A 13,209-nucleotide genomic window follows, 5' to 3' on the forward strand; every position below is an offset into this window, starting at 1 on the left:
GTGGCTTTTTTTTGTTTGACGATGACTCCAGCCCGGCACTTCGCTGGACTGCGCCCAGGCCCGCTACAGCAGGTTTATCAAGGACTTAGGCGCGTCCATCATATGCCGGTGCTTTCCGAAACTTGACCCGGCTTCCGGTCGCGTGGCTCCCATGTGGCTCTTGGAAACCGAGGTTTCCGAGGAGTCATCATGGCAAGAATCAAACTCACCAAATCCGCTGTCGATGCCGCCAAGCCCCAGGCGCAGGCCATCGAACTGCGGGACACCGTGGTGCCCGGCTTCCTGTGCAAGATCACCCCGGCCGGCCGCAAGGTGTTCATGCTCCAGTACCGGACGAACGCCGGCGAGCGCCGCAAGCCGGCCCTGGGCCAGTACGGCGAACTGACCGTCGAGCAGGCCCGTGTCATGGCGCAGGAGTGGCTGGCCGAGGTGCGCCGGGGCGGCGACCCCAGCGCGGCTAAGGCCGCCGCCCGCAAGGCACAGACCATGAAGGAGTATTGCCACACCTTCATGGAGGACTACTCCAAGCAGCGCAACAAGCCCAGCACGCAGCGCGGCTATCAGGGCGTCATCGACCGCTGCATCATCCCGATCATGGGGCGGATGAAGGTGCAGGACGTGAAGCGCCCGGACGTGGCCGCGCTGATGAAGAAGCTGGCCCACAAGCCGGCCGAGGCCAACCGCACCTTCGGCGTGCTGCGCAAGATGTTCAACCTGGCCGAAGTGTGGGGGCTGCGTCCGGACGGCACAAACCCGTGCCGCCACGTCCCGATGTTTCCGCCCGGCAAGGAAACCCGGCTCATCGTGGACGATGAACTGGTGCGGATCTTCCGTCACCTGGAGCACTTGGAAGCCGAGGGACTGGAGAACTACGTCATCCCGCTGGCGATCCGCCTGCAATTCGAGTTTGCCGCCCGCCGCTCCGAAATCTGCCCGCTCGAATGGGGCTGGGTTGATCTGGAAAAGCGCCGCGTCGTCTGGCCCGACAGCAAGACCGGCGGCATTTCCAAACCCATGAGCGAGGAAGCCTATCGGCTGCTTTCGACGGCGCCGCGCCGGGAGGGCTCCCCCTACGTCCTGCCGTCGCCCAACGACCCGGCCCGGCATCTGACGCATGGCGAACACTATGGCGGCTGGAAGCGCGTGCTCAAGGCCGCCGGCGTGCCGCATGTCGGCACGCACGGCATCCGCCATCGAGCGACGACCGACATTGCCAACTCAGGCGTGCCAACCAAAGTGGGCATGAAGCTCACAGGTCACAAGACCGTTGCGATGTTTATGCACTACGTACATACCGAGGACAAGCCGGTGCGAGATGCCGCCGAGCTGGTGGCGAATCGGCGGCTGGCGATTACCGGGGCGTCCCGTTCTGTGGAGGTGACAGCATGACAAGGAAGACGCCCGCAGCAGTGGGGAATCCGCCGCCTTACCGGGGCTGGATATGCTGGCATCCAGGGCGGCATCGTGGAACTGCTGGATGCCGCGCGCCAAGCAGCGGCGGGCAGTGTCAATGCGCTGATGACGACCAGCTATTGGGAGATTGGCCGCCGGATCGTGCAAGCCGAGCAGAAAGGCAGGCGGCGGGCTGGTTACGGCGAGCAGTTGATGGCGCGGTTGTCCGCCGGTCTGACGGCGCGCTTTGGGCGCGGGTTCAGCCCGGACAACCTGGAAAACATGCGGCGCTTCTTTGCCGCTTACCCCTTGAGGCAATTTCCGAGACGCTGTCTCGGAAATTTGACCTCTCCGAACTGGCCCTGGTCTTCAGGTTGCTGTGGTCGGCCTATGTCCGGCTGCTGGCGGTCAAGGATGACCATACCCGTCGGTTTTACGAGGCCGAGGCGCCGCGCGGTGCGCGGTGCGCCAGCTCGAAGGCAGATCGGCAGCCACTTCTATGAGCGCACCGCCAAAGCCTGACGATGCAATCAAGAGCTCGTATGAGTTGGAGTCACTGAACCGCAAGGACGAATATTCGGAATCTGATATTAAACAGCAGTCGACCAGCGGATGGTGGATTTCTCCCGGAGCTTGGCAAAGGCTGCACCTTTGCCGACGACAGCGTCGATTGCGTATCGGCCGGACATGGTGCCGGGTGGGTCTCTACCGGCACCACTCGATCAAACCCTTCTTTACCCAGAAGTGACAGGAACATGCCCGATGCTGGTGGATGGAGGGCGACATGGTTGGTCGCCCCAGAAGTCTGTTTCGACAGACCACCGGGGTCGTCGATCCGGGTTAAGGGAAAGTGATATCTGCACGCCACAACCGCCGGGGCAGCTCATGCAAGCCCACTTCTTGACGCCGGTGTCGATGACCAGCCACAGCTCTCCCGGCGGCACGGCATTATTGCCCGGATGCTGCGCGACCGGGTAAACGAGCAGGTTGTACTGCAGCCACCCGAGCCGGCGCAGCGCTCGCGCGATAAGTCGCTTCATGGTCATCCGATCACCCCAAGAAATGGGTTGACATCGCCGCGTCCCCAGCTCGCCTGGCTGGCACAAACCGGGCAAGACGCCAAGGGTCGGCAGGTCATGGTGCGATCCTCTACGCGGTCAAAGCGGCGAATCCTGTTGTGCGACATGCCCGCAGGACCGCGAAAACCGGTCAGTCCCTGAATGAGTTCATCGACGGCCGCGCAGGCGATGGCCGTAGTGAACGTGACCACCGCAGGCGCCGGGTCGCCGCCGCCGTCCACATAGGCTTCCGCCTTACGCCGCTCGAACTCGGCCGGGTCGCTGCGCCGGAGTCCTTCGGCCGCAGCGCGGCGCGGATCGGCTACTCCCAGACACATGAGACAAGGTTTGCCGGGCCCAATCGTCGACACGCGCCCCGTCATGTCGAAGTCCGCGCCGCTGCGTGCCGCGCGCATGCGCAGGCCCACATCGATCAGCGGGATGCCGTAGTAGTGCGCCAGGCGGTTGAGCGTCAGCCGCCCCTGATGGTCGTCGGTACAGCCGAAAAGCACGTCGCAGGAGCGCAGCAGATCGCGCAGATCAGGATGGCCGACCCACTCCTCTTTGGTGACGACCTGGGTGCCGAGACCCGCGGCGCGAATCTCGCGCGCGAGGATGTCCACCTTGGCCAAGCCGGCGTCCACATCTGCGGTGCGCGAGCCATGCACGCGGTTGAGATTGGTGACATCAATGGTGTCTTTGTCCATCAGCCCCAGAAAGCCGACGCCCAGCCGCGCCAATAGCATCGCGACAGCACTGCCCGTGCCGCCGCCCCCTACGACACCCACCCGCAGCCCGCGCACGACTGGATTGAACCCTTGGCCGAAGAGCGCGGCCTGCCGCGCCAGGAATTGATCTTCGTCAGCCGCAGCCACCTTGCGCGCGATCTTGATCTGGCTTCCTACCAGCGAGATCGAGGATGCCATGACCGTCTTGCCGGGGGCAGTCCAGAGCCTGCCCGCGATGGCGTCATCGCGGCCGAACACCATGCTGGCTAGGCCGGAAACGCCCTTGTTGAATGTCGTCCGGGCCAGCTCCGACTCGTTTCGGTCATCCTGGTCGGAGAAGAACGCTGCCGCGTTCGGATGCGTGTGTACCAGGCCCGCAACCAAGCCCCGTTCTTTCGCGATGCCGAGAATGCGCATGAAGCCTCGGGTGGACCATGTGACATGGACAGGCGATGCGGAGACCATTTCATCGGCCGCGACGGGGATGACTTCGTGCGAGATCAATCTGGTGCGAGGCACTCCCGACCAGGGGTCTGCCGAGATGTCAGCCTTGCCGAACAGCACGTAGGCGGACGCCTCGGCACCGTTTTCCCTTTGCAGCAGCAAGCGCAGGGCCGCCTCGTGCGGCTCCAGCAGGACGATGTCCAGAGCGGCCGGCGACATCACTTCGCCTCCGCCAGGGCGTGCTCGATGCGCTTGAGCATAGTGTGCAGGCCGTCGATGCCCGGGCGCCACGCTGTGTTGTGGCGCGACCAGCGCTGCCAGCTGCGGCCCTGGAACGCGTGGGCCTGGTCAGCGCAGGTCGGGTAGCGCCCAACGCTTTGCAGCGTCAGCCACGGGTCGCAATAGAACATGTCCGGCGCAACATCGGGATAGCCCGGCGGCAGGAGAACGAGCACATCGGCCGTGGCGTGGTTGAGCTTTCCGGAGGGCAGCGGCAACTGCTTGAAGATGACGCCCGTGTGCGCACCGTCGCTCACCATCTCGAAAGCCACGCCATGGCTGCTCAGATAGCGCTGGTCCGCTTCGGGCAGCGTGAGCAGCCCCTCAGTGGTGTCACGGATCAGCGTGATGAAGCGCTCGATGCCCGGCTTACCCAGATCGATCAGGTCACCGTCGCGGATCAGAATGTCCTGGCCCCCGCCACGCACTTCGAGATAGACGTCGTAGGTCTCTGGTGGGACACCGGCCAGCGCCTTGAGCACGCGGCCGCTGATGCTGGGCTTGCCCCACTCCAGTTGCCGGTCATCGATCGTGAACTTGAACGCGCGATCAGTCTGGAAGATGACGAAACGTTCCGCACCGCGGCCGCGCAGATCGTAGGTTTCGTCCAGACGCAGGTCCTCGAACTCGCCAGAGGTCAAAATCGCATAAATGCTGTACTCATCGGCCGGGCGCGATCCGGCGGCCTGAAGGATCTGGCGCCCGGTCGGCACCGGATCGGAGAGATCGACGTGACGTTCGTGGAGCTGGTCGTCCAGGACGACGATCCGGTAGAGCGCCGCTGGCCGCAGGCTGCGGCCTTCGCGGATCGCCGCAGCAACATCTTCGACATCGAAGCGGTCATCACCGCTGGTGGTCTGGGTTTGCATTTGATTGCCTCATAGGGAGAGCCGTCATCTGCGGGATTGCAGGTTTTCTAGCCCCTTACTTGGTCAATCGCAGCCCAGCGGCAGACCGGAAAGGTCGATCAAAGTTTTTCTTGTACCCACCCCCTCCGGGCAACTCGCCGCAGAGGAAGAAGTGCGGGCAGCGCGGACAGCTACGAGCCTCGGGCTTAGAGGGGAACTGCCCGGCCTGCATTGCCTGAAGAAAGGTCTGCAGCTTCTCGCGCCTGGATTCCAGCTTGCGCGACGTGATTTCCATCGGCTGGATGGTTTCGCTGGTAAGGTAGGTCACCTCGACCTGCGCATGTGGTCCATAAGCCTGGACGGCGGCGAGTTGGAGAATTGTGTACTCAATATCATCGAAGGCGTTCGAGCGCTGCTTGCCCGTCATGACGCGCCGCACCGTGACCCGGCCACCGGCTCCGTGAGCTACACCATCCGGGGTTACGAGGATCTCGCCCTCGGCCCAACCCAGCGAGATCGGTGGCGCCGGCGCGGCCACGTCACGATTCCGGCTCTCGATGAGGAAATCGACGAGCCGCTTGCCGATGCGGCGGTAGTCCTCCGCATATCCATGCTCTGTCGCACCCTTGGAGCACCAGGCCTCCTCGAAGCATGCAGCCAGCTCGTCGACCGTGGGACTTGTCGTCTCGTGCTCCCGTTTCAACCAATCGAACACGTCGCTCACGACGTTGTGCATCTTCATGAATGCGGTTTCAGTTCGTCGACCTCCAAGCCTCAGCACGTGCGTGTACAAGAAGCGGCGCGGGCACCGCTCGAAGAGGTTGACCTGGATGTCGGTCCATTGGGGACGCCCTTGCCATGTGATGGCGAGCGGGGTGCCCGTCGATGTCGAGCCGGCTTGCAACGGCACCGGTACCGGACGAACAAGGAGTCGGTCGATCGGGGCGATAAACTTGGAGGCGCTACGCGTACGACCATCTGCCTGCCTGGCGTAGGCATACAGCTGCAGCCTATCGCGCGCTCGCGAAAGCGCTACGAAGAACAAGCACTCTTCTTCCTCGTCGTGGCCGGCCTTCACCGCCTCGATGCCGGTCAGTCCCTCCGAACCATGGATCAGACCGTCCGGAGGAAGACAACGCGGCGGCACGTTGTTGCGCGGTAGGCCGGACGTTACCATGCCAGGTAAATGAACGACATCGAACTCCAGCCCCTTGCTTCCGTGGATGGTCATCAAGCGCACTGCTTCGATGTTCTCGGCACTGCGGGGCAACTGGCTCAATCCACGATCCTCAGAGAGCAGAACTAACCGCCTGACGCGATCAAGCAGGCGAACCACTGGCATGCCTTGGCCTCTTGGCTGCCGGCGACAGAAGTTCAAGAACTGCCAGACAGCCAGACTTTGCATGCGACTCTGCGGATCACCAGCCAAATAAAGCGTCTTCGCGAGTCCGAGACCATCGATCGTCCATCCAGCAAGTAAGAGCCAGGGGTCAGTCGATGCGTTCACACCTGCAAAGAGCGCGGACAGGCGAGATAGCGCTTCTCGACTGCCGTCTGTCAGGCCATCCACTCCGGCGTGTATTGCCAACCAATCCAGCGAAGCTGGATTCGTCGTCCGCAGCGGCTCAATGACCCGCATGACATCCTTCAAGGGCATTTGGTGCCGAGCCATGGTTGCCACGCGCACCATCGCGGCCGCCCGCGGGTCGGTCGCCAGCGAGAGCAAGGCCAGCAGATCCTTGATTTCCGGCCTCTCGAACAAGCTGCCCAAGTGCAGCGCGGGAATGCCCCGGGCCTCAAGACCTTCTGCAATGGCGTTCAGGCGCGCATTGGACGCGCACAGCACCGCCTGGCCACCATAGGCAATGCCCTGCTCGTGCAGGGCCGTGATCGACGCGGCAAGCGCGGAGATTTCATCGTCAGCCGACCCGGCAACGCGAAGCTCAACCCGTTCTCCTGTGGAGCCGCGGTCGGCCAGCAGGTTCAGCGGCAACGCACCGGCGGATGCTTGCATGCCGCGCGCGAACTCGGTGAACACATCGACGATCCGTTCGTCGGAGCGATAGTTGACGCCCAGCTGTGCGGCCTGCGCGCCGGGGAAGTCGATCGCAAAGCGCGCGATGTTCGTCGCAGAGGCGCCGCGGAAGCGGTAGATGGATTGGCGTGCATCGCCGACAACCCACAGGTTGCGGCCGTCGCTGACGATGGCCTTCAGGAGCCGGACCGAGGCGCGGTTGACATCTTGGTATTCATCTACCAGTACATGCTCATGGCGAGCACGCAGGGCATCCCTTACCTCGGCGCTGCCCTCGACAAGACGAACCGGCAGCGCGACCAGGTCACCGAAGTCCAGCAGCTGGCGCGCGGTCAGCAGCCGTTCGTACGCCTCGAAGAGCGTGGCGACCTCCAGGCACTTCTGCGCACGAACCTTCGCGTCCTGGTCGGTCCCTGCTCGATCCGCCATCGACTGCGAGAGGGCGCGATAGCCTGCTGCATCGACAACCTCATCCTTGGCGCGCGAGATCGCGCTCAGCATGTCGCTTAAATCCAGGGCCGGGTCCCAGAGGTTGCGATAGTGCTTCAGGTCGAGCCGCGGAAACTCGTCCTCCAGGAGTTCAATGGCCTCCGTCCGGTCGATCAATCGTGGGTCCGGCGGCAGCGCCAGTCGGTCGTGAAAGCGGCGAACGATGTCCAGCCCGAATGCGTGGAATGTGCCGATCCACATCGCCGCCGCCGCGACAGGATTGCTCGCGGCAATCCTCTCGCACAGTTCATTGGCCGCCTTGTTGGAGAAGGTGAGTACCAGGATCGTGGTGGGATCGACGCCGTCCGCAAGCAACCCTTCGATGCGACGAACAAGCGTCCGCGTCTTGCCCGTACCCGGCCCTGCCTGCAGCTGAAACGCCAAGCCACGATGTGCTGCCGCCTGAGCCTGCGTGGGGTCTGGGGTGAGCGGAGCTGCCACGGCGCCGGCGCCTACGGGGTTCGGCTCTTCGGCCGCTGGCAGCAGCAGTGCATCAAGCAACTGTTGCTGCACCACAGCGAGCGGCGCGCCGAAGCGCATCGCGATCGCGTCGGATGTCAGTCCTTCGTTGACATGCAACTCGCGCAACACAGGACGCGGCAGCAGGAACTCGCGCGCGAAGAGGTCCATCTTCACTTCACGTCGCTCACGCGCCCCGTAGTCAAGGACACGATCGACGCCCACCGGTGCGTCTTCCAGCGATCGGTCGGGCTCGACATCCACCGTCACCACATCGAGCGTGCCACCTTCCAGCACGACATGGCCGAGTTCGTGTGCAATCAAAAACGCGCGCTCGAAGTCTGATCCACGATCCTCGTAGAGGATGCCTCCAGCCTGACAGTCGAACGTGGCTTTGCCTCCCTTAAGCTGTGGGTCTCCTTCTCGCAGCGCGTACACATCCAAGCCGCGATTTGAGGCTTCCTGAAGCGCAAACACTAAAGGCCGGGTCGGATCTCCGCCGGCCGCGACGTTCGCACGGTGCAGGCGTTCTGCTTCCAGTCGAGCGGCCTCGGTGGCGTCCATCGTTCAGTCCGACAGTGCCTTTAGCGTCGCCTGCTGCTCCGGCGTGAGTTGTGAAGTCGCGACAGCTTGGTCGAACGTGATCTGCTCGCCCACACTCGGCTTCACATTTGACCGAAAAGCGTGTCCGGAAACCATGCCCGGTGGCCCCTGCAGGTATGCGTTCACAGATTGAACGGTGACACCCAGTTCTGACGCAAGCTTCTCGACGAATCGGGCAGGAATGGTGGCAGTACGAATGGCCCGATCGCGCACCCGCATGAGGAAGAGGTTACTGACGTCCAGGCTGCGTGCGAGCGACTTGAAGCTGCTCGTATTGAGCTTGGTGAACGGATTCGCAACCTCCGCATCGGGCTGCTGGACAGCCCGCTCGAATCGCTGCCAGGCCTTATCAATCGCGCTGTCCGGCACTTCGGTCGCCGGAACATCGCCTTCTGGCGCCTCATAAAGCAGATCGATCGAACAGTCGATCAGCGCGGTCGCATGCTGCGGGTACTCCCTAATGTAGCGTTCAAGCGTTTCCCGGCCATGGTTGGGCTCCATGGAGAACGCCATCAGCACAGATTCCTCGTCTGCAGCGAAAGGCTTTGACGTACTCATGCGTCCTCCTGCAGAACAGACCTGAGGGTCTTGTAGGCACGGTCGCGGCGATTGCGCACGGTTCTCTCATCGCACTGGAGCATCTTCGCGATAGTCATGATGTTCGGGTCCTTCGAGTCGATCTGGAAGCCTTGCCGTAGCAAGCCAACGACCCGCCTCTGATCGTCTGGTAATGCGTCAATCGCAGCGTCCAACTCCAACCGGAAAGCCGGGTCGTCAATTTTTTGAGGGTCGCCTCCGAGGAAGTCGGCCGCTGCTGCCTCGACCTCCGGTGAAATGTCCTGACCCTCATCGTCATCCGTGGACAGCGGCACTGTAAGGACCGAGGCCGGACCAATCTGCCTCAGCACGGTCTTGCGGAACCGGGCGAATGCTAGGTCGAACCGCACTTCAAAGAAATCCAGCATAGCGAAGCGGCCGCTGCAGTCCTTGGCAATTCGCTCAGCGAATCGGCTCATGACCTCTTCTCTGATGTCTTGTGCCCCGGCCATACGAGAGTCCGGGATCGATGCAAACAGAGACTGCCCGACGCGCTTCATGAGCAGTCCGAAAAGCTGCTTGAACTCGTCCTTTGCGCCTGTCGCATGGGCGCGCCGCAGGAAATATGTCAGTGCTTCCGACGGCACATAGCCGTCGCTCTTCCTCGACGCGACGGTGAAGGCCTGCAGGCGTGTCGCGGCATCGATCGACTCCAGCCTCTGCAAACAGGCGTCGATCTCCGGGGGTCGCGCGAACGGCTCCCCGTTTTTATCCTTGCTTCTCAAGGGTTTCGGCATCGATCTTCTCCTTGCCCGTCAGCCCGCTCTATACATGCGTTCTCTTTTCCACCGTCACCGAACACGAATCGGCAAGGACACCTGCGGCTGGATCGGCACGAGGGTTTTGGCATAGGCACGCAAGATGTCGTTGTAGAGATCAGCATGCTTCGGGGCCTCGACCGAGAGGATCAGTGCATAGCGGATCTTCTCGGCACCAGTGGTGGCCCGGCCGCCGCCGTCGCGGGCGTTGTAGTGAATGTCGAAAACGGGGTTCTTGAGGCTGGAGCCGCGGAAGGTCTTGGCTCCGTGCAGCACAGTTTCCCATTTGCCCTGATCCGAACGCCGCTCCTGCTCGGTGGCGAACTTCTTCAAGTCGAAGAAGCCCTTGGTATCCGCGTTGCTCTTGCCATCCTTGATCTTCTCGTCGTTGGGCCGGAAGACGACTTCGAGGCCGGCCTTGGTGTAGGCCGCGGCATCCTGCGGATCGGTGGGTGAGGCATAGCAGAACGTCGCCTTCAGACGCACATTGCCGAGCAGTCCTTCCTTGGGCAGCGGCAGGCTGGCACGCAAGTACTTACTGGGCTTGAGCTCGCCCTGGTAGACCACGCGGGCCACACCATCCGGGCAGGTGATAATGTCGAGGGTGTCCTCAGGAATCTTGCCCCAACCCACTTCGACCGGATCATGCTCGCCAGGATCGGCCGCGTGAACCAGAAGGGCCTTGATGGCGAGTGGCGTCAGATCTCCGCCCAGGATCGCGCGTACGCCGACCGCGCTACGCAGCAGGTACGGAGCCGCGAAGCTGGTACCCAACTGCGGCGTCAGCACCGGCTTCACGTTCGGCGCCAACACATGAAAGTATTTGGCTGCTGGGTTGCCACCGAACGCCATCAGGTCTGGCTTGATAACCCCGGGGCTGCGGCCCGGCCCGATCGCGCTGTAGGGCGCGCGTGCCCAGCCAGCATCGGTGTCGTCGGCCGCGCCGACCGCGAGCGCATTCACGCAATCCGATGGAACCTGTACGCGGTTGTAGCCGAGCTCGCGGTCCCGGTCTCCGTTATTGCCAACGGCCACCGTCATGAGCGTGTCGCCGTCGCTGAGCAACTCGTCGATAACGGACGTCCAAGCGTGAACTTCCCGGTCCTCCACTTCGAGATCTGGGCCCAGGCTCAGGTTGATGAACTCGTAGGACCTCGACAGCAGAACCTGCTCGATGAGACCGAGTGTGCGATACAACTCCAATGGATCTTCGCCGCCCGCCTCCTGGTCCAGCACGCGCAGATGGTCCACCGGGGCGAACGGCCTGCCGGCCGTACCGTTGGGCTGGATCGGACCGAACAGCACGGCCGAGGTCACGCCCAAGCCATGCTCCGGGCCGTCCGGATCATCGTCGGCGTCTTCGTCGAGCTTGCGGTACGAGCGCAGCCAGGGGCCGATCGGATGGTGCTTAGGCAGGCCACCGTCCAGGATGGCGACACGAGGTTCGGATGAAAGGGCCTGTTCGGTGGGGAGGCTGCATCCCACTGAGGGCCCACCACTGCGTTGCAAGGGACGGATACCACGCAGCTTTGGCACGGGACGGATCACCCGCACGAAGGCGAAGCTGGCCAACCGCTCAATGTCGCGCGGCTTGCCCTCGACCGGCACGAACCACAGATTGCCGGCGATGAAATCGACTTCACTGTGGACCTTCACGCCTTCCTGCTGCGCGAACTTCACGAAAGCCTTCTGGATTAGGCCCGGGTCTTCATCCGGTAGCAGATGTAGGCCTACTTCGAAAAAGCGATCCTTCGGGCCGCCGAGGCCCACGATTCGCTCTGCTGGCGCAAAGGCGGCAAACTGTTCGATGTGGGCAAGATCTTCGCCCTCGTCGGATTCCGCCTCAATGGTTTGCGTCCATCGGGAGAGGTTGCGGAAAGCCTGGCGCTTGCCGGCGACAAACAGTTCGGTCGTTGTGGTTTCATGCGGCTGCCCCTTGCGGGTCCAGGCCTGCGGCTTGACCTTGACGGTACGGCTCCCGATGGACTCCAGTCCCGTACTACGCAGCAGTCCTGTCGGAAAATACGAGCGCGCAATGAAGCTGGGATTCATCATCAGCCGGGCTACCGCGAAGTCGCCCGGGCAAGCGTCAGCAGATAGCTCGTCCAGCGCCTTGCTTGCACTGCGGAACTGAGGAACCATTCGCTCCCTCGCCTGCGCGAACGTGTAGACCTCGGCCTTGCCTGGCATGCGCTTCGGACCGACGATGTCATGGGTCAGCAGCTCGCCACGACCGATCAGGAAATTGGTTTGGCTCATGCGTCAGCCTTTCTCCGTTGTGCGGCCTTTCGTACCGCAGACGTCTCATTGGTGTACTTTCGGATCGTGTCCCGGCTCACCCCGGTGATGTCGGAAACAGTGTGCTGGGACAGGCGGGTCTGCTTGGCCAGCATCACTGCCAGATCGATGCGGCCCTGCCTATCGAGCGCCAACGCACGCGCCTTCATGAAGTCTTCGACCAGATCAGCGTCGGTGGTCGTGCCCAGCGCCACGGCACGCCGGAAGCGCTGCACGTCGCGCTCGATGTCGCTGAACGAATGGCCGGCGAATGCAAACACCAGGATGTCGATCCAACGGGCAAAAAGGGCGTAGTCCGGCCCCAGGAATCGCTTGATGGCTTCCTTGACTGCCTGTTCATCGGGCGTCTTGAACTGGACTACCAGGTCGAAGCGTCGCCACAGCGCCGGATCGATCAGTTCCGGGTGGTTGGTGGCCGCCAGCAATACACTGCTGGCAGGCCATTCGTCGACTTCTTGCAGGATCACCGTGACCAGGCGCTTGAGTTCGCCTACGTCGCTGTCATCGCTGCGTCGCTTGGCGATAGCGTCGATTTCGTCCAGCAGCAGCACGCAAGGCTCGCGTTTGGCGAAATCGATGGCCGCCCGCAGATTGGTGCCGCTCTTGCCTAGCAGGCTGCTCATCACGGCTGTCAGGTCGAGCACGTACAGCGGCACCTTCAATTGCGCGGCCAGCCAGCGGGCCGTGAGTGTCTTGCCGACCCCGGGCGGCCCCACAAAGATGGCCGAGCGGGTCGGCGTCAGCCCCATGGCCTGAAGTCGATCGCTCTGCCGGCGCTCGGCGATGAGTTGCCCCAGTGAATCCTCGACATCGCCGGACAGCAGCGGCGCATCTGTCGTCGGTTCGTCCTTGAACACCTTCAGGAGAGAGAGACGGGATTCGTCGTCAACCGGCAAGGCGTGGGCCGTTGGCGGCTGAGGCGACAGCTTGCGCATGGGAGAGACACTGCGTACTGGCTTCGACTTCAGGAACAGTTCGAGCTGCTCGGCCAAGTCGGGCGCCGTCCCTCGGTACTTGCGGACTAGCCGCGCCGTGAACAGGCGCACATCCTCACTCTGCTCGGCCAAAGCCAGGCGGACCATCTGGGCTAAATCTGACTGCTCTTCTCTCATTTCGCCCGCAACCTCGATAACTAATTGATTTATATTGAAAAATAAAAATTCTTCAATGGACTAAAGTAATTATCTCATAAAGCGAGGTCAAGTGGTAAGAGAGGCTGCG

Annotated in this window: 10 protein-coding genes and 1 pseudogene; 2 read left to right on the forward strand and 9 right to left on the reverse strand. The window is 62.7% G+C overall.

The window, feature by feature from the left end:
* Window positions 1-189: 189 nt before the first annotated feature.
* Both DL544_RS19220 and DL544_RS22130 read left to right on the forward strand, forming a co-directional pair.
* The gene (locus DL544_RS19220; RefSeq protein WP_021156366.1) at window positions 190-1,389 is read left to right on the forward strand and encodes a tyrosine-type recombinase/integrase; all 1,200 of its coding nucleotides are present in this window, start codon (window positions 190-192) and stop codon (window positions 1,387-1,389) included.
* Window positions 1,390-1,464: 75 nt separating this feature from the next.
* Complete coding sequence (locus tag DL544_RS22130; RefSeq protein WP_255313000.1) at window positions 1,465-1,914, forward strand: DUF1016 N-terminal domain-containing protein; 450 nt, start codon at window positions 1,465-1,467, stop codon at window positions 1,912-1,914.
* Between the two features lie 183 nt (window positions 1,915-2,097).
* Here the strand turns inward: DL544_RS22130 and DL544_RS22615 are convergent, their stop codons facing one another.
* The 9 genes and pseudogenes from DL544_RS22615 to DL544_RS19265 all read right to left on the reverse strand — a co-directional run bounded on the left by DL544_RS22615 (window position 2,098) and on the right by DL544_RS19265 (window position 13,070).
* Complete coding sequence (locus DL544_RS22615) at window positions 2,098-2,178, reverse strand: ubiquitination-like system serine protease family protein (RefSeq protein WP_479692452.1); 81 nt, start codon at window positions 2,176-2,178, stop codon at window positions 2,098-2,100.
* A gap of 23 nt (window positions 2,179-2,201) precedes the next feature.
* Window positions 2,202-2,438, reverse strand: a pseudogene (locus tag DL544_RS22620) (ubiquitination-like system serine protease family protein); the annotation flags it as partial.
* Window positions 2,435-3,841, reverse strand: a complete 1,407-nt coding sequence (locus DL544_RS19235) for a ThiF family adenylyltransferase (RefSeq protein ID WP_019183999.1) — start codon at window positions 3,839-3,841, stop codon at window positions 2,435-2,437. The gene DL544_RS19235 and the pseudogene DL544_RS22620, both read right to left, overlap by 4 nt.
* Window positions 3,841-4,770 carry a multiubiquitin domain-containing protein gene (locus tag DL544_RS19240; RefSeq protein WP_021156364.1) on the reverse strand — a complete coding sequence of 310 codons (930 nt, stop codon included), beginning with the start codon at window positions 4,768-4,770 and terminating at the stop codon, window positions 3,841-3,843. The genes DL544_RS19235 and DL544_RS19240 overlap by 1 nt, the downstream gene beginning before the upstream one ends.
* Before the next feature lie 55 nt (window positions 4,771-4,825).
* The gene (locus DL544_RS19245) at window positions 4,826-8,296 is read right to left on the reverse strand and encodes a UvrD-helicase domain-containing protein (RefSeq protein ID WP_139727846.1); all 3,471 of its coding nucleotides are present in this window, start codon (window positions 8,294-8,296) and stop codon (window positions 4,826-4,828) included.
* Window positions 8,297-8,299: 3 nt separating this feature from the next.
* The gene (locus DL544_RS19250) at window positions 8,300-8,893 is read right to left on the reverse strand and encodes a hypothetical protein (protein WP_023082436.1); all 594 of its coding nucleotides are present in this window, start codon (window positions 8,891-8,893) and stop codon (window positions 8,300-8,302) included.
* Window positions 8,890-9,669, reverse strand: a complete 780-nt coding sequence (locus DL544_RS19255; protein ID WP_019184003.1) for an RNA polymerase sigma factor — start codon at window positions 9,667-9,669, stop codon at window positions 8,890-8,892. Before DL544_RS19255 ends, DL544_RS19250 begins: the two co-directional genes overlap by 4 nt.
* Window positions 9,670-9,723: 54 nt before the next feature.
* Window positions 9,724-11,949, reverse strand: a complete 2,226-nt coding sequence (locus DL544_RS19260) for a S8 family peptidase (protein ID WP_023082437.1) — start codon at window positions 11,947-11,949, stop codon at window positions 9,724-9,726.
* Window positions 11,946-13,070 carry an AAA family ATPase gene (locus DL544_RS19265; protein ID WP_023980278.1) on the reverse strand — a complete coding sequence of 375 codons (1,125 nt, stop codon included), beginning with the start codon at window positions 13,068-13,070 and terminating at the stop codon, window positions 11,946-11,948. The genes DL544_RS19260 and DL544_RS19265 overlap by 4 nt, the downstream gene beginning before the upstream one ends.
* Window positions 13,071-13,209 lie beyond the last annotated feature (139 nt).

Source organism: Stenotrophomonas sp. pho, from assembly GCF_006228405.1.
In the GTDB taxonomy this organism is placed as follows: domain Bacteria; phylum Pseudomonadota; class Gammaproteobacteria; order Xanthomonadales; family Xanthomonadaceae; genus Stenotrophomonas; species Stenotrophomonas sepilia.